The sequence below is a fragment of the Neorhizobium sp. PAMB6716 genome (genome assembly GCF_058242805.1).
This window is the reverse complement of sequence record NZ_CM177835.1, coordinates 1,908,671-1,927,250: the sequence shown is the minus strand read 5'-3', so window position 1 is coordinate 1,927,250 and position 18,580 is coordinate 1,908,671. Positions and strand designations below refer to the sequence as shown.

Annotated in this window: 21 protein-coding genes; 9 read left to right on the top strand and 12 right to left on the bottom strand. The window is 62.0% G+C overall.

The window, feature by feature from the left end; genetic code table 11:
- Window positions 1-7 precede the first annotated feature (7 nt).
- Genes AC4CWH_RS09420 through topA form a run of 4 tightly spaced genes read right to left on the bottom strand, consistent with a single transcriptional unit; the run spans window position 8 to window position 6,244 of the window.
- Window positions 8-715 carry an NUDIX hydrolase gene (locus tag AC4CWH_RS09420; protein ID WP_491321312.1) on the bottom strand — a complete coding sequence of 236 codons (708 nt, stop codon included), beginning with the start codon at window positions 713-715 and terminating at the stop codon, window positions 8-10.
- The gene (locus AC4CWH_RS09415) at window positions 712-1,179 is read right to left on the bottom strand and encodes a DUF983 domain-containing protein (RefSeq protein WP_491321311.1); all 468 of its coding nucleotides are present in this window, start codon (window positions 1,177-1,179) and stop codon (window positions 712-714) included. The genes AC4CWH_RS09420 and AC4CWH_RS09415 overlap by 4 nt, the downstream gene beginning before the upstream one ends.
- Window positions 1,180-1,190: 11 nt before the next feature.
- Window positions 1,191-3,554, bottom strand: coding sequence for a ribonuclease R (gene rnr, locus AC4CWH_RS09410; RefSeq protein ID WP_491321310.1), 2,364 nt, complete (start codon window positions 3,552-3,554; stop codon window positions 1,191-1,193).
- The gene (topA, locus tag AC4CWH_RS09405) at window positions 3,551-6,244 is read right to left on the bottom strand and encodes a type I DNA topoisomerase (RefSeq protein ID WP_491321309.1); all 2,694 of its coding nucleotides are present in this window, start codon (window positions 6,242-6,244) and stop codon (window positions 3,551-3,553) included. The genes rnr and topA overlap by 4 nt, the downstream gene beginning before the upstream one ends.
- Window positions 6,245-6,491: 247 nt before the next feature.
- Here topA and AC4CWH_RS09400 point away from each other — a divergent pair, with 247 nt between their 5' ends.
- Window positions 6,492-6,722, top strand: coding sequence for a hypothetical protein (locus AC4CWH_RS09400; RefSeq protein ID WP_491321396.1), 231 nt, complete (start codon window positions 6,492-6,494; stop codon window positions 6,720-6,722).
- Here AC4CWH_RS09400 and dprA read toward each other — a convergent pair.
- Genes dprA through AC4CWH_RS09380 form a run of 4 tightly spaced genes read right to left on the bottom strand, consistent with a single transcriptional unit; the run spans window position 6,675 to window position 10,720 of the window.
- Window positions 6,675-7,826: a DNA-processing protein DprA gene (gene dprA / locus AC4CWH_RS09395; protein WP_491321308.1), complete on the bottom strand. Its 1,152-nt coding sequence runs from the start codon at window positions 7,824-7,826 to the stop codon at window positions 6,675-6,677. The genes AC4CWH_RS09400 and dprA overlap by 48 nt on opposite strands.
- A 7-nt stretch (window positions 7,827-7,833) precedes the next feature.
- The gene (plsY, locus tag AC4CWH_RS09390; protein ID WP_491321307.1) at window positions 7,834-8,463 is read right to left on the bottom strand and encodes a glycerol-3-phosphate 1-O-acyltransferase PlsY; all 630 of its coding nucleotides are present in this window, start codon (window positions 8,461-8,463) and stop codon (window positions 7,834-7,836) included.
- An 11-nt stretch (window positions 8,464-8,474) separates the two neighbouring features.
- Window positions 8,475-9,767, bottom strand: a complete 1,293-nt coding sequence (locus tag AC4CWH_RS09385; RefSeq protein WP_491321306.1) for a dihydroorotase — start codon at window positions 9,765-9,767, stop codon at window positions 8,475-8,477.
- Window positions 9,764-10,720: an aspartate carbamoyltransferase catalytic subunit gene (locus AC4CWH_RS09380; RefSeq protein ID WP_491321305.1), complete on the bottom strand. Its 957-nt coding sequence runs from the start codon at window positions 10,718-10,720 to the stop codon at window positions 9,764-9,766. Before AC4CWH_RS09380 ends, AC4CWH_RS09385 begins: the two co-directional genes overlap by 4 nt.
- Window positions 10,721-10,843: 123 nt before the next feature.
- Here AC4CWH_RS09380 and AC4CWH_RS09375 point away from each other — a divergent pair, with 123 nt between their 5' ends.
- From AC4CWH_RS09375 to AC4CWH_RS09365, 3 genes are all read left to right on the top strand, one after another.
- Window positions 10,844-12,496 carry an acyl-CoA dehydrogenase family protein gene (locus tag AC4CWH_RS09375; RefSeq protein WP_491321304.1) on the top strand — a complete coding sequence of 551 codons (1,653 nt, stop codon included), beginning with the start codon at window positions 10,844-10,846 and terminating at the stop codon, window positions 12,494-12,496.
- Window positions 12,497-12,639: 143 nt separating this feature from the next.
- Window positions 12,640-12,825: a hypothetical protein gene (locus AC4CWH_RS09370; protein WP_491281777.1), complete on the top strand. Its 186-nt coding sequence runs from the start codon at window positions 12,640-12,642 to the stop codon at window positions 12,823-12,825.
- On the top strand, window positions 12,822-13,145 hold the full coding sequence (locus AC4CWH_RS09365; protein WP_491321303.1) for a DUF6105 family protein: 324 nt from the start codon (window positions 12,822-12,824) through the stop codon (window positions 13,143-13,145). The genes AC4CWH_RS09370 and AC4CWH_RS09365 overlap by 4 nt, the downstream gene beginning before the upstream one ends.
- On the opposite strand, the gene ruvX is transcribed toward AC4CWH_RS09365, so the two are convergent.
- Window positions 13,091-13,576, bottom strand: a complete 486-nt coding sequence (gene ruvX, locus AC4CWH_RS09360; protein ID WP_491321302.1) for a Holliday junction resolvase RuvX — start codon at window positions 13,574-13,576, stop codon at window positions 13,091-13,093. The genes AC4CWH_RS09365 and ruvX overlap by 55 nt on opposite strands.
- A gap of 198 nt (window positions 13,577-13,774) precedes the next feature.
- On the opposite strand from ruvX, the gene AC4CWH_RS09355 reads away from it, so the two are divergent.
- The 4 genes from AC4CWH_RS09355 to AC4CWH_RS09340 all read left to right on the top strand — a co-directional run bounded on the left by AC4CWH_RS09355 (window position 13,775) and on the right by AC4CWH_RS09340 (window position 16,951).
- Window positions 13,775-14,479, top strand: coding sequence for a metal-dependent hydrolase (locus tag AC4CWH_RS09355; RefSeq protein ID WP_491321301.1), 705 nt, complete (start codon window positions 13,775-13,777; stop codon window positions 14,477-14,479).
- Between the two features lie 158 nt (window positions 14,480-14,637).
- On the top strand, window positions 14,638-14,925 hold the full coding sequence (gene gatC, locus AC4CWH_RS09350; protein ID WP_491321300.1) for an Asp-tRNA(Asn)/Glu-tRNA(Gln) amidotransferase subunit GatC: 288 nt from the start codon (window positions 14,638-14,640) through the stop codon (window positions 14,923-14,925).
- Between the two features lie 59 nt (window positions 14,926-14,984).
- The gene (gene gatA / locus AC4CWH_RS09345; protein WP_491321299.1) at window positions 14,985-16,466 is read left to right on the top strand and encodes an Asp-tRNA(Asn)/Glu-tRNA(Gln) amidotransferase subunit GatA; all 1,482 of its coding nucleotides are present in this window, start codon (window positions 14,985-14,987) and stop codon (window positions 16,464-16,466) included.
- Complete coding sequence (locus tag AC4CWH_RS09340; RefSeq protein WP_491321298.1) at window positions 16,460-16,951, top strand: GNAT family N-acetyltransferase; 492 nt, start codon at window positions 16,460-16,462, stop codon at window positions 16,949-16,951. Before gatA ends, AC4CWH_RS09340 begins: the two co-directional genes overlap by 7 nt.
- A 21-nt stretch (window positions 16,952-16,972) precedes the next feature.
- On the opposite strand, the gene AC4CWH_RS09335 is transcribed toward AC4CWH_RS09340, so the two are convergent.
- From AC4CWH_RS09335 to AC4CWH_RS09325, 3 genes are all read right to left on the bottom strand, one after another.
- A complete protein-coding gene (locus tag AC4CWH_RS09335; protein WP_491321297.1) occupies window positions 16,973-17,263 on the bottom strand; it encodes a type II toxin-antitoxin system RelE/ParE family toxin in 291 nt (96 codons plus the stop codon).
- Window positions 17,253-17,438 (bottom strand): hypothetical protein, encoded by a 186-nt coding sequence (locus AC4CWH_RS09330; RefSeq protein WP_491321296.1) that lies wholly within the window; start codon window positions 17,436-17,438, stop codon window positions 17,253-17,255. The genes AC4CWH_RS09335 and AC4CWH_RS09330 overlap by 11 nt, the downstream gene beginning before the upstream one ends.
- Before the next feature lie 76 nt (window positions 17,439-17,514).
- Window positions 17,515-17,772, bottom strand: coding sequence for a YjhX family toxin (locus tag AC4CWH_RS09325; RefSeq protein WP_491321295.1), 258 nt, complete (start codon window positions 17,770-17,772; stop codon window positions 17,515-17,517).
- Between the two features lie 268 nt (window positions 17,773-18,040).
- On the opposite strand from AC4CWH_RS09325, the gene AC4CWH_RS09320 reads away from it, so the two are divergent.
- A complete protein-coding gene (locus AC4CWH_RS09320; RefSeq protein WP_491321294.1) occupies window positions 18,041-18,550 on the top strand; it encodes a GNAT family N-acetyltransferase in 510 nt (169 codons plus the stop codon).
- The last annotated feature ends 30 nt before the right edge of the window (window positions 18,551-18,580 follow it).

The window sequence follows — 18,580 nt, the reverse complement described above, 5'->3', positions numbered from 1 at the left end:
ATTTTTCTTACAACCGACTACGCAGGAACTGACCGTTGCGATGAGTGTATACGCTGACATCGCTTCCAAACGGCAAACAGCGACCGGACTCAAGTGATATTTTCAAGTCATCGGCCACGGCGAAGACGATTTCCGGCAGTTTCACTGCGCGCAAGTCGTCAAGATCGAGCCAGTGGAAGTCGCTGAGTTCGTCGCTTTCCCGCAACTGGCCGGTATCGATACCAGCTTCATCGATAAATGTGGCAAAGAACCGGTTGTCGAAGCGCCTGATGGCACCGGGTGGCGTGACAGCGCGGGCGATGTAGCGCAGGCTGGAGAGATCGGCGCCGTATTCGGCTGCCGTCTCAGGGCGACCGAGTGTCAGTCCGGTTTCCTCGTAAAGCTCGCGTGCGGCGGCGAGTGCCAGAGCGCGGGCACCGGCCGTGGATACGGGAGCGGACGATCCCGCCTGCAGTTTCTGGAGGACGGCCGGGTCGAGATCCTTTGAAAAAGGCAAGGCAAAATCACGCGGGTCGCGTCGACCGCCTGGAAACACATAAACATCGGGCATAAAGACATGGCCACTGCCGCGCCGGCCGACCAGGATGCGGGGGCTTTGCCTGGAGCGGTCGATCAGGATAAGCGATGCGGAGGGGCGTGGCCGCAGGCCTCGCAGGGGGGCTTGCCGCAAAGGCTTCTCTCCACCGGTCGGCGGACGGCCATGGCCCTCGATCATTCGATGGGACCACCCCTGCCGGGATCAAAGTTTTCATCCTCATCGCCAAAGCCGTGCATGCGCAGCGCCCATTGCAGGCCGATGACGCCGCCCTTGATCGGCTGCATGGATAAAAGCGCCGTCGCGATGGTGATCGGTGTCCAGATGGCGAGATGTGTCCAGATGGACAACTGCCACACCATATCCGTCATCATGAAGCCACCAACGGTGACGTGGCCGATGAGGAAGATCACCAGATAGGGCGGCAGGTCGTCGGACCGCTGGTGGTGCAGATCCTCGCCACAGGCGGCGCAGCGGTCCACCGGCTTCAGGAAGCCGCGGAACAGCTTTCCCTCGCCGCAGGACGGACAAGTGCAGCAGAGGCCGCGCCAGATGGAGCGGCCAAGCGGACGCTCGGGCTTTTCGGCCTGCCCATAGCGGACCGGATTGGTGTCCTCACCCGATGCTGCGATCTTGGCTGTCATGTCGCTGTCTCCTAGCGCCCGCGGCGTGGGGGGCGCGTTCCCGGCATCTTGCCGCTCCGCTGGCCGGCCCTGCGGCCCGACTTGTGGAAGGACCGCGTGGCAACGCCCATTTTCTGGCCCTCGCTCAGCATCTCGAACCGGAGCGCACCGGCAAGCGGAATGGCTTCCACGAGCTTCACGTCCACCGTATCGCCCAACTGGAAGCCGAGGGCCGTTCTGTCACCGACCAGCGCCTGACGGCTTTCGTCATAATGGAAATAATCGGTGCCCAGCGTAGATATGGGCACGAAACCATCGGCGCCATAGGTGGGCAGTGCGACAAACAGTCCCGCCTTGGTGACGCCCGACACGCGGCCCTCGAAGGATTGGCCGACCCGTTCTGCCAAGTGATGGGCGATCAGCCGGTTGATGGTGTCGCGCTCGGCGGCCATGGCGCGCCGCTCGAAGGTGGAGATTTCAGCCGCGATATCTTCGAGCTGGGCTTCCTGTTCCGGCGTGATGGCGCCTTCGCCAAGCCCCAGCGAACCGACCAGCGCCCGATGCACGATAAGATCGGCGTAACGGCGGATCGGCGAAGTGAAATGGGCGTATTTCATCAGGTTGAGGCCGAAATGGCCGATATTGTCGGGGCTGTAGACGGCCTGGCTCTGGCTGCGCAGCACCATCTCGTTGACCATGATCTGGTGCGGCGTATCCTGCGCTTTCGCCAAGATGCCGTTGAACGAGTTGGAGCGCATCTGGCCACCCTTGGCCATGGGAATGCCAAGCGTTGCCAGAAACTCGCGCAGCACTTCCTGCTTGGAGAGGGTCGGCGCATCGTGGATGCGGTAGACGAGCGGCTGGCGTTTCTTTTCCAGCGTTTCGGCGGCGCAGACATTGGCCTGGATCATCATTTCCTCGATCAGCTTGTGGGCATCGAGGCGTTCTGGAATGATGACGGTATCGACAGTGCCATCCGGCTTCAGCTTGATCTTGCGCTCGGGCATATCAAGTTCAAGCGGCTGGCGGCGGTCACGGCCGCGCTTCATGATCTCGTAGGCGCTCCACAGCGGCTTCAGGATGGGCTCCAGAAGCGGGCCGCTCTTGTCGTCGGGCTTCCCGTCGATAGCGGCCTGTGCCTGCTGGTAGGAGAGTTTTGCGGCACTCTTCATCATCACGCGGTGAAAGGTGTGGCTTGCCTTGCGGCCATCCTTGGAAAACACCATGCGCACGGCAAGTGCGGGACGGTCTTCACCTTCGCGCAGCGAACAGAGATCGTTGGAGATACGCTCCGGCAGCATGGGCACGACGCGGTCGGGGAAATAGACCGAATTGCCGCGCTTCAACGCCTCGCGGTCGATGGGCGAGCCGGTGCGGATATAATAGGCCACATCTGCAATGGCGACCGTGACGATGACGCCGCCTTCGTTGTCGGGCGAGGGGTCGGGCTCGGCATAGACCGCGTCGTCATGGTCCTTGGCATCGGCGGGGTCGATGGTGACCAGCGGCACGTGGCGCCAGTCCTCGCGATGGGCCATGCTGGCGGGCTTTGCAGCGTCTGCCTCATCCATCACCGCCTGCGGGAAGATATGGGGAATGCCGTGCGAATAGATGGCGATCATCGAGATCGCCTTTTCGGAGGCGACCGAACCGACGACGGACAAAACCTTGGCGCGCGGCAGGCCGAAGCGGGCGCCGGTCAGGACGTCAGCCTCGATCAGGTCACCGTCCTTGGCATCCCCGAGATCACCGGCGGCAATCTGCATTTCTTCGCCGCGCCGGTCGATGGGCATCAGGCGCGCGCCACCCTCCGGCATCAGGCGGATGACGCCGAGGCCGGCATTGCGGCGCTTGTCGATGACTTTGACGACGCGGGCAGTATAGGCCGGGCCGGCGCGGTCCTTGTTCGGAAAGATTTTTGCAAGCACCCGGTCGCCAAGACCGGCGGCCGGTGCCTTGCTTTTGCTGCGGGCGTCAGACGACTGGCGGATCAGGACGGCGGGGGCGACGCCTGCATCTTCCGGCCATTCCGTCGGCCGTGCGATCAGATCGCCATCCTTGTCGCGGGTGGTGATGTCGAGCACGGTCATCGGCGGCAGCGCGCCGGGACGCGTCAGCGTCTTGCGGCTTTTCTGCAGAAGGCCTTCGTCTTCGAGATCGCGCAACACGTCCTTCAACTCGACGCGCGTTTCGCCCTTCAGGCCAAAGGCCTTGGCGATCTCGCGCTTGGAGGCGCGCTCGGGATTGTCGGCGATGAATTCCAGAAGCACGTCACGCGGCGGCACGACGCCCTGGATGATGGTCGCCCGCTCGGTCGGTGCGGATTTCTCCGCACGAAGGGAAAGGGTTCGGCCACCGGCCTTGATGCGTTTGCCTTCGCGCGGTTCTCTCGTCACGTGCCTGTCTTCTTTACCTTGGGGGCCGCCTTGGGCTTGGCGGCGGATTTCGTCTTGGTGGCCGTTTTGGCCGCCGTCTTAGCCGCAGGCTTGCGGGCTTTTGGCGCGCTCTCGGCACCTTCGGCGGAGGCGGAAGCCTTGGCGGCCGGCTTCTTCGCCTTGCCCTTGGCGACCGGCGCCTTGCCGGCCTTTTCGGTGATCATGGCGAGCGCTTCCTCGACGGTGACGCTCTGCGGATCCTTGCCCTTGGGAAGCGTGGCGTTGACCTTGCCCCAGTTGACGTAAGGGCCGTATTTGCCCTCGCGCACCGTCATGGCACCGCCGCTTGGATGTTCGCCAAGCTCCTTCAGGGCCGCGGCCGCACGACCGCGCCCGGGACCCTTCGACTGCTTGTCGGCGAGAACGGTCACGGCGCGGTTGAGGCCGATCGAAAACACGTCCTCGATGCTTTCCAGATTGGCATAGGTGCCATCATGCAGCAGGAAGGGTCCGTAACGGCCAAGGCCTGCGGAAATCATCTTGGTCGTTTCCGGATGCTGGCCGACATCGCGGGGCAGGCTGATGAGGGCGAGCGCCTTCTCGTGGTCGATATCCTCGGGCTTCCAGCCCTTGGGCAGTGAGGAGCGTTTGGCCTCCTTGCCATCGCCGCGCTGGATATAGGGCCCGAAACGGCCGGAGCGAAGTGTCAGCTCCTCGCCGGTCATCGGATCGGCACCGAGCGCCTTCGGCTCGCTGAGGCCCGAGGCTTCCGCTTCATTGCCATCGGAGGAGAGCTGGCGGGTGAAATTGCACTCGGGGTAATTCGAGCAGCCGACGAAGGCGCCGTATTTGCCAAGCTTCAGCGAGAGGTTGCCGGTGCCGCAGACCTGGCAGATGCGCGGATCCGAACCATCGTCGCGTTTCGGGAAGACCAGCGGCGCCAGTGCTTCGTTCAACGCATCGAGCACGTTGGTGACACGCAGTTCCTTGGTGTCCTCGATCTGGGCAAAGAAATCGTCCCAGAACTCGCGCAGCACCTGTTTCCAGTTCAGCTCGCCGGCAGAGATCTGGTCGAGCTTGGCTTCGAGGTCGGCGGTGAAATCATACTCCACATATTTGGTGAAGAAGTTTTCGAGGAAGGCCGTCACCAGCCGTCCCTTGGAATGGGGGATCAGCTTGCGCTTGTCGATGACGATATATTCGCGGTCGCTCAGCGTCTTCAGCGTCGCGGCATAGGTGGACGGGCGGCCGATGCCCAGCTCTTCCATCTTCTTGATCAGCGAGGCTTCCGAATAACGCGGCGGCGGCTCGGTGAAATGCTGGCTGGAATTCACCTTGTTCTTGTCGAGCTTTTCGCGGGCGTTGATTTCCGGCAGACGGCCGTCTTCATCGTCATCGCCCCCTTCGCCTTCCTCGCGCTGGTCCACATAGGCTGCGAGAAAACCATCGAAGCGGACGACGGAGCCAACGGCGCGAAGGCCGGCGCGATCTGCGCCATTGGCGGCAAGGATCTCGACCGTGGTGCGTTCGATTTCAGCAGAGGCCATTTGGCTCGCGATGCCGCGCTTCCACACCAGTTCGTAAAGGCGCAGCTGATCGCCATCGAGATAACGGCGAACCTGGTCCGGCGTGCGGTTGAAATCGGTCGGGCGGATCGCTTCGTGCGCTTCCTGCGCGTTCTTCGCCTTGGTGGAATAGAAGCGGGCCTTTTCCGGCAGGTAACGCGGGCCGAACTGGCCGTTGATGGCACTGCGGGCAGCATCGATGGCTTCCGGCGCCATCTGCACGCCGTCGGTACGCATATAGGTGATGAGACCGACGGTTTCGCCGCCGATATCGACACCTTCATAAAGACGCTGCGCCACCTGCATGGTGCGCGACGCCGAAAAGCTGAGGTTGGAGGAGGCGGCCTGCTGCAGCGTCGAAGTGGTGAAGGGCGGGCCGGGATTGCGCTTGACGGGCTTTGCCTCGACCGTATCGACGCTATAGGCAGCGCCTTCCAGTATCGCCTTGATGCGGCCGGCATCCTCGCCGTTCTTGATGCCGCGCGCCTGCACGCGCTTCCCGTCAGCCGAGACGAGGCGGGCCTCGAACTGATCGCCGCGCGGGGTCTTCAGGAGGGCGGAGATGTTCCAGTATTCTTCGGGGACGAACCGTTCGATCTCGCTTTCGCGGTCGCAGACGAGACGAAGGGCGACCGACTGCACGCGGCCGGCCGAGCGGGCGCCCGGCAGCTTGCGCCAGAGCACCGGCGAAAGGTTGAAGCCGACGAGATAATCGAGCGCGCGGCGGGCAAGATAGGCATCCACCAGCGGCGTATCGATATCGCGCGGGTTGGCCATGGCATCGAGCACGGCCTTTTTGGTGATGGCGTTGAAGACGACGCGCTTCACCGGCTTGTCGCCGATCACCTTCTTCTTCTTGAGGAGATCGAGCACATGCCAGGAAATTGCTTCTCCTTCGCGATCCGGGTCGGTCGCGAGGAAGAGACCGTCGGAGGCCTTCACGGCATCGGCAATGTCCTTCATGCGCTTGGCGGATGCCGGATCCACTTCCCAGGACATTTCGAAATCCTGGTCGGGAAGCACCGATCCATCCTTGGCGGGAAGATCACGGACGTGGCCAAACGAAGCGAGAACCTTGTAGCCTGGGCCAAGATACTTGTTGATCGTCTTGGCTTTTGCCGGAGATTCTACAACTACAACATTCATCTTTGTTCTCTAAAGCGGGCAAAACGGCGTTGTCACAACACGCCTTCACCGGGAAACTGACCTCCCGACATGGCGGGCGTTTGCCTCGCGGTCAAGGGGGAAGCCTCATTTTCTCCAATCCCGGCACTGCAACCCATGCAAGTCCTAATCAGTATTGCAATCAAGGATAAACAATGTAGATTTGCGAGTGTTGATTATTATTTACACGCAGAGGATGAAACTCTGCCAGTGGGATGAGTTGGGGACGATGGTTTCGGATAGCGCCAATTTCAGAAGCAGCGAGCAGACCAAGGCCAATATCGCCTATATCAGACAGATGCTCGGCGAGTTGCGCCACGTCGCCCACACCGAGGGCGCCGACATGCTGTGTTACCTCATCGAGATGGCCTTCGTGGAGGCGGGCGACCTGCAGCAGGGGCGTCGCGGCCTTTCAATCCAGCATGGACAGGGACACAAGCCCGCCGACATGCCGATGTAGCCGGCCGGCGAGATCCAGTTCCAGGAGCACCAGGTAAACGGTTGCTGGTGCAAGTCCGGTGTGGCGGATGATGTCGTCGATATCGACAGGGGTGGGGCTAAGCGAGGAGGCGATACGCTCGCGGTCGCTGTCATCGGGCGGCAGCATATCGGCGGGGGTGCGCTCGCCACCCGGTTCCTCGATCACCGACTGGTCGAGAAGGTCAAGCTGGGAGAGGGGCGCCAGCGCATCGATGACATCGGCCGGGCCGGTGGTGACGATGGCGCCCTGTTTCAAAAGACCGTTGGTGCCGTGGCAGCGCGGATCAAGCGGCGAGCCGGGCACGGCAAAAACGAGACGGCCGAAATCGCCGGCAAGGCGTGCGGTAATCAGTGAACCGGAGCGTTCAGCCGCTTCGATAACGACAACGCCGAGCGAAATGCCTGCAATCAATCGGTTTCGACGCGGAAAATCGCGCGCCCGCGGCTCCCAGCCGAAGGGCATTTCACTGACGGCCAAGCCGTTGCCGCCGGTGATTTCATCCAGAAGGGCAATGTTTTCGGGCGGGTAAGGCTTGTCGAGGCCGCCGGCGAGAACGGCAATCGTGCCGGTTTCGAGGCTTGCGCGGTGGGCGGCCGTATCGATGCCGCGGGCAAGGCCTGAGGTGATCGTATAACCGGCGCGGCCGCAATCGCGGGCAATCAGGCTTGCAAACTTGGCGCCGGCAATCGAGGCATTGCGCGAGCCGACAATGCCGACCGAAGGTGGCGTGGCAGAGGTGAAGGCACCCTTCATGGCCAGAAGCGGCGGGGCGCCATCGATCTGGCGAAGGGCAGGGGGATAATCCGGCTCGCCGATGCCGACGAGGCGGGCGCCGTGTTTATGGGCGCGGTCCAGCTCGCGTTCGGCCTCGTCTGCGGAGGCGATGCGGATGGCGCGGGCAGCGCCACCGCGCCGCGACAGTTCCGGAAGCGCTGCAAGGGCCGCTTCCGCCGAACCGAAATGGTTGATGAGGTCGCGAAAGGTGGAGGGGCCGACATTGTCGCTGCGGATCAGCCGCAGCCAGGCGATCCTCTGTTTGTCCGATAGCGCAATACCCTGTCGTCTTGCGCTGTCGGATGGCATTGGATGTTTATCCCTTCTGGCCGATCTTGCTTTCGGTGCCGTTGATCAGCCGCTCGATGTTCGCCTTGTGTTTCCAGTAGGAAATCAGCGTCATCACGGCCATCACCAGCGCGATCTTCTGTTCGCCCACTATCCACAATGCAACCGGAATGACAAGCGTTGCAACCAGTGCGGCAAGCGAGGAATAACGGCTGAGTTTTGCAATCGTCAGCCAGACGAAGGCAAAGACCAGCACCATGGCAGGCGCCACGCCGAGCAGCGTGCCGATATAGGTCGCCACGCCCTTGCCGCCCTTAAAGCCGAGCCAGACGGGAAAGAGGTGGCCAAGGAAGGCAGCAAAGCCTGCAAGAACGCCAGCTTCCGCCCCAAGCTCCGACCCGAAATAGGCCGCAACGAGAAGGGCGGCGACTGTTGCCTTGAAGGCATCAAGCAGCAGCGTTGCAGCGGCCAGTTTCTTGTTGCCGGTGCGCAGCACATTGGTCGCGCCGATATTGCCGGAGCCGATGGAGCGGATATCTCCAAGGCCGGCCGCCTTCGTCAGCAGAAGGCCAAAGGGGATGGAGCCGAGCAGGTAACCGAAGGCAAGGGCTGCCAGCGCAATCGGCGCCGTGATCTGCCAGGTCAGAAGGTCTGTCATGATGGCGCTCCTTAAAGCTGATGGACGAGCCGGCCGGCGACATAGGTCGCGACAGCCCGGCCGCTGAAGCGCGCATCCTCGAATGGCGTGTTCTTCGACCGCGAGATGATGGTGTCCTTGGAGACGAGCCACGGCTCATCGAGATCGATCAGCGTGATATCGGCCTTCGCGCCCGGCTTCAGCGTGCCCGCGGGCAGGCCAAAAATTTCGGCAGGGCGGGTCGAGAGCGCGTGGATCAGCCGCATCAGCGGCACGCGGCCGGCATGGTGCAGCCGAAGGGCGGCCGCCAGCATGGTTTCAAGACCGATCGCGCCATCGGCGGCATCGGCGAACGGCAGACGTTTGGTGTCGACATCCTGCGGATCATGCGAGGAGACTATGATATCGATCGTGCCGTCGGCGAGCGCATCGACCATGGCCTGACGATCATCTTCGGTGCGCAGCGGCGGCGACAGCTTGAAGAAGCTGCGGTATTCGCCGATGTCGTTTTCGTTGAGCGACAGGTGGTTGATCGAGATGGCGCAGGTGGCCTTGGCGCCACGCTGGCGGGCAAGCCGCATGGCTTCTGCCGATTCGGGCACGGAAATCTTTGCTGCGTGATAATCGGCGCCGGTGAGCTGCGCGATGCGCAGGTCCCGTTCGAGCGGCAGGAGTTCTGCTTCCTTGGGAGCGCCGGAGAGGCCGAGCCAGCTGGCAAACAGGCCCTCGTTCATCACGCCGTTGACGGCAAGGTAGGGGTCGCGGGCTTCGAGCGAGACCACGGCACCGAATTCGCGCGCATAGGTCATGGCACGGCGCAGCAGTTGCGTATCGGCAAGGCAATGGCGGCCATTGGTGAAGGCAACGGCACCGGCCTTGGACAGAAGGCCGATCTCGGTCATTTCCTCGCCCTTCAGGCCGCGCGTCAGGGCGGCGGCCGGATGGACATTGACCAGCGCCTTATCGCGCGCCGTCTTCTTGACGAATTCGATCAGCGCGATGTCATCCAGCACCGGATCGGTATCGGGCATCATGATGAAGCTGGTGACGCCGCCGGCGGCTGCCGCGCGGCTGGCCGATTCGATGGTTTCGCGGTGCTCGGCGCCGGGCTCGCCGACGAAAACGCGAGCATCGACAAGACCGGGCACGGCGATGAGGCCGCTGCAATCGCGAACGGTCGCGCCGTCTGGAGCGCTCTGGTTCTGGGCGTCGCGGCCGGCGGCAAGGATCACGCCATCGGCGCCGACGATGATGGTGCCGATCTCATCGAGGTTGCGGGAGGGATCGAGGATGCGGGCATTTTTCAAGACAAGCGAAGTGTTCATGCGCCCCATCCCTCGCTGCGCGGGCCCTGGTTTTCCGAGACCAGAAGCGTTTCCATCACGGCCATGCGCACGGCAACGCCCATTTCGACCTGGCTTTCGATGACGCTCTGCGGGCCATCAGCGACTTCCGAGGCGATTTCGACGCCGCGGTTCATCGGTCCCGGATGCATGACAAGCGCATCGTCCTTGGCGGCTTTCAGCTTTTCAGCATCGAGACCGTAGAAGTGGAAATATTCGCGCACCGACGGCACGAAGGAGCCCGACATGCGCTCACGCTGCAGACGCAGCATCATCACCACGTCGGCATCCTTCAGGCCCTCTTCCATGGAGTGGAAGACTTCCACACCCATCTGGGAGATGCCGGAGGGAAGCAGCGTTGCAGGGGCAACGACCCGGACCCTTGCGCCCATGGCGTTCAAGAGCAGGATGTTGGAGCGGGCGACACGCGAGTGGAGCACATCGCCGCAGATGGCAACGATGATGCGCGACAGCTTGCCCTTGGCACGCCGGATCGTCAGCGCATCGAGAAGCGCCTGCGTTGGATGCTCATGCTGGCCATCGCCGGCATTGACCACCGAGCAGGCGACCTTTTGCGCGAGAAGCGCTGCAGCGCCGGCTGATGAATGGCGCACGACAAGCACGTCCGGGCGCATGGCGTTCAGCGTCATCGCCGTATCGATGAGCGTTTCGCCCTTCTTGACCGACGAGTTTCCGACCGACATGTTCATGACATCGGCGCCAAGACGCTTGCCTGCCAGTTCAAAAGACGATTGTGTGCGGGTTGAGGCTTCGAAAAAAAGATTGATCTGGGTCAGACCGCGCAGCGTCGAGGTTTTCTTTTCTCTTTGCCGGCTGATCTTGACCGCCTCGTCTGCCTTGTCGAGAAGGAACGTAATGTCCTGCTCGGTCAGGCCCTTGATCCCGAGGAGATGGCGGTGGGGAAAGAAGACCACGAAATTGTCCTCCGCTGGTTTCACGCGGTCTATAGAGAACGAGCGCGCGGGGAGCAAGCGGAGCAGGCGACCAGAAATTCCGATCCCCATGCAATTTGCCAAAAATTCGATTAGAAGCACCCTATGAATCAGATCACCCGGACCGACGACACCTTATCCGAGCTGAACCAGCCAAGCCTCTGGTCCGGCATCAACGCCTATCGCACCGATCCGCTGATGGTGGATCTGACGGCCGGCCTGCACCGCACCGTGCGCGAGGAGTTCGACGTGCTCGGCCGTTACGTCACCTCGCCCGAGGCGCAGGAACTGGCGCGGATGGCCAATGAAAGCCCGCCGAAGCTGAAGACGCACGGACCGCGCGGCGAGCGGCTGGACACGGTGGAATTCCATCCGGCCTGGCACGCGCTGATGCGCCGCTCGATGGCAACGGGGCTGAATTCCTCGATTTGGGAAAACGCACCCGAATCACGCAATGCCCAGCACCGCGCCCGCGCTGCCCGCTTTTATCTCACATCGCAGCTGGAATGCGGGCATCTGTGCCCGCTCACCATGACGAGCGCATCGGTGGCTGCGATGATGGCTTCGCCGCGGGTTCACAAGGAATGGGCGCCGCGCGTTCTCTCGCGCAAATATGATTCGTCCAACCGGCCTGCCATGCAGAAGAATGCCATCACCATCGGCATGGGCATGACGGAAAAGCAGGGCGGCACCGATGTGCGCGCCAACCGTTCCACCGCCGAGCGCGTGGGCGAGGGCGTCTACCGCCTCTCCGGCCACAAATGGTTCATGTCGGCGCCGATGAGCGACGGCTTCATCATGCTCGCCAAAACCAATGAGGGCATCGGCTGCTTTCTCGTGCCGCGCCTTCTGGAAGACGGTACCGCCAACGGCTTGCAGTTCCAGCGGCTGAAGGACAAGCTCGGCAACCGCTCCAACGCTTCTTCGGAAGTCGAGTTCACCGATGCGTTCGGTTATCTGCTCGGCGAGCCTGGCGGCGGCGTGCGCACCATTCTCGACATGGTGACGCTGACACGGCTCGATTGCGCGCTCGCTTCCTCCGGCATCATGCGCGCCTCGCTTGCCGAAGCGGTGCATCACTGCCGGGGCCGTTCGGTGTTCGGCAAGAACCTCATCGACCAGCCGCTGATGACGCGGGTGCTCGCCGACATGGCGCTCGATGTGGCGGCTGCGACGGCACTCTCCTATCGTCTGGCGGAAGCCTTCGACAAGGCCGGCAGCAACCCGACCGATGCGGCTTACGCCCGCGTGATGACGCCTGTTATCAAATACTGGACCTGCAAGATTGCGCCATCGCTGATCTACGAGGCGATGGAATGCCTTGGCGGCAACGGTTATGTGGAAGAGCGCCCACTGGCGCGCCATTACCGGGAGGCCCCGGTCAATGCCATCTGGGAAGGGTCCGGCAACGTGATGGCGCTGGATGTGCTCCGGGTTCTCGGGCGCGGCAAGGATCTGTTCGATCTGGTTCTTGCAGGCATCGAGCGGGATCTCGGCCCGAGCGGGCGCAAGACCACCGACGTGCTGCGGGCCGCCATGGCGCTTGCCGAACGCGACGAGGGTGCCTCGCGTCTTCTGGTCGAGCAGTTGGCGCTGGCGGCCGGTGCTGCCGAACTGTTCCGGCTGGGTGCAGGCAAGATTGCCGATGCGTTTCTCGAAACGCGCCTCGCCGGCGGCTGGCGCGCCACCTATGGCATGCTCGATTCGCGCTTTGATGCCTCCTACATCGTCGACCTGCTTTATCCGGCGGCGAACTGACCAGCCTGCCGGCTTCCAAAACCCCTGTTGTCCACAGTCTTCGCCCCGCGATTAACCATGTCGCGGGGTTTGCGTTGCTTAGGGCACGGCAAGGCCTACATTGGCCGTTAACAGATTGTTAACCATCCGCGAGCGTAACGCCCTTGGCCGCCAACCGTTTCTACAGTGTCTGCCTGCTTCTGGTGTCGCTGGCGTTTTTCGCCACGCTGGCGCTCGATATCGCCGTTCCGGCGCTGGTGCTGACGCTGATGGCGGCGATCCGCTGGGCGCTTCTTTCCGCCGATGATCTCGCACCCAACGATTTCAATATGAAAGGGCAGGCCGCATGAAGTGGTTTCTCATCCTCTGGGCCGGCCCCGTGCTGCTGCTTGGCGCCTGGTACGGCCTGTCCTATTACGACATGAGCTTTGGCTTCTTCATGCTGACACGCCAGACGCATGACCTGGTGTTCCAGATCTATGGCAACGTGCTCGGCATTCCGCCGGAAAACCTGCCGCCGCTGGTGGCGCGTGCCATTGCTGTCGACAGCCTGATCGTGCTGTCGATCGTTGCCTTCCGTAAGCGTAAGCAGATTGCCGCCTGGTGGCGGGCGCGTCAGTTGGCCGTCGATGCCGCCCGCAGCGACGACAGCCTGTCTAGAGCCCCCTGAAGGATGAAGCTTGCGGCGGCCGAATCGATGCGCTCCTTGCGCTTGGCCCGCGACACATCCATTTCCAAAAGCGCCCGTTCGGCAGCCACCGTCGACAGCCGCTCGTCCCAATAAACAAACGGGATGTCTGTTTTTTCGCTCATGGCGCGTACGAAGGCGCGGGTGGCCTGGACACGCGGTCCGGCTGAACCATCCATGTTCGTCGGCAGGCCAATGATGAAGGCCGCCACCTTTTCCTTTTCGGCAAAGGCAAGAAGCGTCACGGCATCCTGGGTGAATTTCACCCGTTTTAGCACCGGGCGTGGCGAGGCAAAATGCAGGCCGAGATCCGACATGGAGAGGCCAATGGTTTTTGTGCCGAGGTCGAGACCGGCGACCGCCTGTCCGGGCTGAAGATGGACCGCCAGTTCCTCTATCGTCAAAACCGCCATGCCGTTTCCTTTGTCCTTTGAGCGGGGGAATCGCATCCGCCGCTTTTATTTATGGCCGGATTGCCTATGTGCTATCCCGTGCGGGGTAAAGCAGATCCGGGCGCGAGCCCCTTGCGTAATGTGCAGGTGCCCCCAGATTATCGATCCGTGCTTTGTCTCCCACACCTAATCCGATTTTAGCAGAAAGAGGAGTTTTTCATGAAGATCACCTGGCTTGGCCATTCCGCCTTCAAGATCGAAATCCAGGATGCAAAAATCCTCATCGATCCCTTTCTCACCGGCAATGCTTCCTTCGCCGATCTTGACCGCAAGGATGTCGCCGACGGCGTAACCCATATTCTTCTCACCCACGGCCATGGCGACCATGTCGGTGACACGATCGCTCTTGCCGCCGAGACCGGTGCCGTGGTGCTGGCCAACGCGGATCTTGCAGCCTGGCTCGGTTCCAAGGGCGTGCAGAAGATCGAGATGGGCAATACCGGCGGCACCGTCGGCTTTAGCAATTTCACAGCGACCTTTACCCAGGCGCTGCATTCCTCGGCGCAGATCACCGAAGACGGCGTGTCGCATGCGCTGGGCAATGCCAACGGCCTGATGCTGCATTTCGAGGGGGAATCCTCGCTGCTTCATATGGGCGACACCGACATCTTCACCGACATGGGCCTGATCAACGAGTTGCACCAGCCCGATATCGGCCTCGTGCCGATCGGTGACCGCTTCACCATGGGCGGTGCCGTCGCAGCCCTTGCCTGCCAGCGTTTCTTCGATTTCAAGCACGCCATTCCCTGCCACTACGGCACTTTCCCGATCATCGACCAGACGCCGGAAAAGTTCGTGAAGGGCATGGAAGGCCTGAAGACCCGCGTCGAAGCGCCGAAGGTCGGCACGACCCTGTCGTTCTGATTTTTGACCTGAGGATTGCTGAAGGCGGTGGCAGGCGCGGGCTTGCCGTCGCCTTTTGCGTTTCTAAGGGCTTCGAGGTGCAGGGATGCGGCCAAACCCGTTGCGAAGGCCGGAGCGGGACATTATAGCGGGAGGGAAATTCCATCCGGAGAAAACTGATGTCCGTCGATCTAGCCACCGTCAAGCGCGTCGCGCGCCTCTCCCGCATTGCCGTCACCGATGAGGAGGCAGAGCGTATGGTGGGTGAACTGAACGGCATTCTCGGTTTCGTCGAGCAGCTTTCGGAAGTGGATGTGTCGGGCGTCGAGCCGATGACGTCGGTGACGCCGATTACCATGCGCAAGCGTGTCGATGCGGTGACCGATGGCGACAAGGCCGATGACGTGGTGGCCAATGCCCCCGGTGCCGACCAGAACTTTTTCCTCGTGCCCAAGGTTGTCGAATAAGCGCGTCCTCTCACGCCTTTCCAGCCTCCCTCCGCACCCGAACGAGCCTTGAAAACATCATGACCGACCTGACCAGCCTTTCCATTGCCGCCGCCCGCGACCGCCTGAAGAGCCGTGACATTTCCGCTGTAGAATTGACGCAGAGCTACCTGTCCGCCATCGACGCGGCCAATGGCGCGCTGAACGCTTATGTGGCGGTGACGCCCGACCAGGCGCTTGCCATGGCCAAGGCTTCCGACGAGCGCTTGTCCGCCGGCAAGGCCGGAGCGCTGGAAGGCATTCCGCTTGGCGTGAAGGACCTCTTTGCGACTGAAGGCGTCCACACCCAGGCTGCCAGCCACATTCTCGATGGCTTCAAGCCGAAATACGAATCGACCGTGACGCAGAACCTGTGGAACGACGGGGCCGTAATGCTGGGCAAGCTCAACATGGACGAGTTCGCCATGGGCTCGTCCAACGAAAGCTCCTATTACGGCCCGGTGGTGAACCCTTGGAAGGCTGAGGGATCTGACGAGAAGCTGGTGCCGGGCGGCTCGTCCGGCGGATCGGCGGCAGCCGTTGCCGCGCGCCTCTGTGCCGGTGCCACCGCCACCGATACCGGCGGCTCCATCCGTCAGCCCGCTGCCTTTACCGGCACCGTCGGCATCAAGCCCACCTATGGTCGCTGCTCAAGGTGGGGCATTGCCGCCTATGCCTCCTCGCTCGATCAGGCCGGGCCGATTGCGCGCGACGTGCGCGATGCCGCGATCCTGCTTAAATCCATGGCAAGCGTGGATTTGAAGGATTCGACCAGCGTCGATCTGCCGGTGCCGGATTACGAGGCGTCGCTCGGCCAGTCGCTGAAGGGCATGAAGATCGGCATTCCCCGCGAATATCGCGTCGAGGGCATGCCGGAAGAGATCGAAAAGCTCTGGGCGCAGGGCATGCAGTGGTTGAAGGATGCCGGTGCCGAAATCGTCGACATCTCGCTACCGCACACCAAATACGCGCTGCCGGCCTATTATATCGTGGCGCCCGCTGAAGCCTCGTCCAACCTGGCCCGTTATGACGGCGTGCGTTACGGCCTTCGCGTCGACGGCAAGGATATTGCCGACATGTACGAGAAGACGCGTGCAGCCGGTTTCGGCAAGGAAGTGAAGCGCCGCATCATGATCGGCACCTATGTGCTGTCTGCCGGTTATTACGACGCCTATTACCTGAAGGCGCAGAAGGTGCGCACGCTGATCAAGCGCGACTTCGAGAATGTCTTCCATGAGGGCGTCGATGCGGTTCTGGCGCCGATCACCCCGTCCTCGGCCTTTGCCATCGGCGACAAGGAACTGGCGGCCGATCCGGTGAAAATGTACCTGCAGGACGTTTTTACCATCACCGTCAACATGGCGGGCCTTCCCGGGCTTTCGGTGCCGGCAGGGCTTGATCACAAGGGGCTGCCGCTTGGCCTGCAACTGATCGGCAAGCCGTTCGAGGAAGAAACGCTGTTCAAGACGGCGCATGTCATCGAACAGGCCGCCGGCACGTTTTCGCCGGCGAAGTGGTGGTAACGAAGCTCACCATCCGCTTGATGGCGGCCGCCGATCACCGGGCGGTCGCAGAGATCGGTTTTTCCGCGTGGATAAGCAGCGATGCCTGGAGCGTTCAGCGGCCGACCGATGCGGTGATCGACCACGTGCGCCGTGCCTTTGATGCCTTTCCGGCAGAAGCACAGGATCTGGTCACCGTTGCCGAACAGGACGGGAAGGTCGTCGGCTGGACGGCGCTGAATAGGGAGAGAAACCACATCTCCGACCTGTGGGTGCATCCTGAAAGCCAAGGGATAGGGATCGGCCGCTCTATGACCGATCATCTGCTCTTGCGCATGCGGAGCGAAGGCATTTCCCGCGTTACCATCCACACGCATGCCACCAATTCAGGCGCGATCCGGCTCTATGAGCGCGCGGGCTTTCGCATCGTCTGGCGCGGCATGGAGTTTTCCAGAAGCGCCGGCACGGAACTGGAGAAGGTGCATATGGAGAGGGCGCTGGGGTGAGCGTTGGTGTCTGGCCGACGTTCAATTCCGTACGGGCGGATAGAGTTTGCGCTGGTGGATGACAGTCAGAATGTCGAGATCCGCCTCCGAGGCTAAGCGATACACGATGGTGTAAGGAAGCCCGGGAATAGCAAACTCACGCGTTCCCTCGACACTGCCTTCCCGTCCCAATACGGGGAAGCTTTCCAGCATGACGGTCACCTGGCGTATGCGAGACAGGATCCGGTCTGCCGTCGGCTCATCGGTCTCGGCAATATAGCGATGGATGTCGATCAGATCGGCCAGTGCTTGCGGTGTGAACCTAACGTTCAAAGCCAAACTGCTCCCAGACATCGGAAGCCGGTATCAGCGTGGAACGATTGTCAGCTTCAGCAAGCGCGGCGCGAATTTTTGCCTCTTTCCAGGCAGCATATTGCTCCGGCGTCACCGGCTTTTCGGTCGGTGGCGCTGTATCTGTTTGTGCTGAACTTTTGCGAAGTTTCGCCATGGTCTAACAATAGCGCAGCCATGGCCGAAAGGCAAAGGGCCGACGCTTTGCTTTGCCTTTGCGCCGGCCCATTGCTCTATCGGTTATCCTGCTCGGAGCGCACCAGAACCAGGCCGCGTTCGGTGATGCGGTAAGGCTGGCCGCTGCGAGAGGAAATGGCCTTTTTCTGCTTCAGCTTGCGGAAGGTGATGAGGTCGAGGCCGGAGAAGGCCCAGCCTTCGCGGGTCAGCAAGCGCACGGTCTCGATCTTGCGGTTGTCGTTGCGGATGAGTTCGATCCTGCCGCCCTGGGCGAGCAGGTGGAGAATGCGCTGTTCGGCGCGGGAAATGTCCATAGTCGTGAAGTCCGAAAGGTCCCGTGGGGACGCATGAAAACGGGTCCGGACGCAAAGGCTGCGCCGGGGCTTCGTGATCATCGGGCGGCCGTGAGAGATGGGCTCTCAGGCTGCCCCATACCGGGACTCGGACGAATTGGACATCAAAACTCCTGTTGACGCTTAAGAATTACCGGGAAAGCAACCGGCAATCAAGCGGTTGGTCGGTGGTGCCTCTTGGAATTGCCGCGATGCGATGGTCTAATCCTGTCGTCACACAGAGGCTGCCATGCTGACCATTCGCAATGCCCGGGAAGACGAGGCCGAGTTATTGACTGAGATCGGGTTGCGCGCCTGGGCGCAGGCCATGGGCGCCATCGGCGGCAGCGATGTGCTGCAGGAAAGCGCATCGTCCGCCTTTTCCAATTTCGTCCGGTCATCCTGGCTCACCATCACCGTCATCGAGGACAATGGCGTCGTGGCCGGCTGGGCGGCGCGCGAGGGGCTGGACGAAACGATCAGCGATTTCTGGATCGACCCGGATCATCAGCGCCGCGGCCTTGGGGCAACCCTGATCGGCGAGGTGGAAAAGGAAATCGTCCACCAGGGGTTTGCCACCGCAAGGCTCGAAACGCATGCCCACAATACGGATGCCGTGACCTTTTTTGAAAGAAACGGATATGCCGTGAACTGGCTGTCGGTCGCCTATGCGCCAAAGCTTGACCAGGATGTGCAATCGGTCGGCATGTCCAAGCAACTGGTGGCGCCGGAGGCTGAAGGCTACGGGCGCGAGTTCTGAAGCCTGCAATTGAGGCCGGGCTGGTGCCGT

Coding starts and splice junctions, on each gene's coding strand:
- AC4CWH_RS09420 (WP_491321312.1), bottom strand. CDS start 715: ATGATCGAGGGCCATGGCCGTCCGCCGACCGGTGGAGAGAAGCCTTTG.
- AC4CWH_RS09415 (WP_491321311.1), bottom strand. CDS start 1,179: ATGACAGCCAAGATCGCAGCATCGGGTGAGGACACCAATCCGGTCCGC.
- topA (WP_491321309.1), bottom strand. CDS start 6,244: ATGAATGTTGTAGTTGTAGAATCTCCGGCAAAAGCCAAGACGATCAAC.
- AC4CWH_RS09400 (WP_491321396.1), top strand. CDS start 6,492: ATGGTTTCGGATAGCGCCAATTTCAGAAGCAGCGAGCAGACCAAGGCC.
- dprA (WP_491321308.1), bottom strand. CDS start 7,826: ATGCCATCCGACAGCGCAAGACGACAGGGTATTGCGCTATCGGACAAA.
- plsY (WP_491321307.1), bottom strand. CDS start 8,463: ATGACAGACCTTCTGACCTGGCAGATCACGGCGCCGATTGCGCTGGCA.
- AC4CWH_RS09385 (WP_491321306.1), bottom strand. CDS start 9,767: ATGAACACTTCGCTTGTCTTGAAAAATGCCCGCATCCTCGATCCCTCC.
- AC4CWH_RS09375 (WP_491321304.1), top strand. CDS start 10,844: ATGAATCAGATCACCCGGACCGACGACACCTTATCCGAGCTGAACCAG.
- AC4CWH_RS09365 (WP_491321303.1), top strand. CDS start 12,822: ATGAAGTGGTTTCTCATCCTCTGGGCCGGCCCCGTGCTGCTGCTTGGC.
- ruvX (WP_491321302.1), bottom strand. CDS start 13,576: ATGGCGGTTTTGACGATAGAGGAACTGGCGGTCCATCTTCAGCCCGGA.
- AC4CWH_RS09355 (WP_491321301.1), top strand. CDS start 13,775: ATGAAGATCACCTGGCTTGGCCATTCCGCCTTCAAGATCGAAATCCAG.
- gatC (WP_491321300.1), top strand. CDS start 14,638: ATGTCCGTCGATCTAGCCACCGTCAAGCGCGTCGCGCGCCTCTCCCGC.
- gatA (WP_491321299.1), top strand. CDS start 14,985: ATGACCGACCTGACCAGCCTTTCCATTGCCGCCGCCCGCGACCGCCTG.
- AC4CWH_RS09330 (WP_491321296.1), bottom strand. CDS start 17,438: ATGGCGAAACTTCGCAAAAGTTCAGCACAAACAGATACAGCGCCACCG.
- AC4CWH_RS09325 (WP_491321295.1), bottom strand. CDS start 17,772: ATGGACATTTCCCGCGCCGAACAGCGCATTCTCCACCTGCTCGCCCAG.
- AC4CWH_RS09320 (WP_491321294.1), top strand. CDS start 18,041: ATGCTGACCATTCGCAATGCCCGGGAAGACGAGGCCGAGTTATTGACT.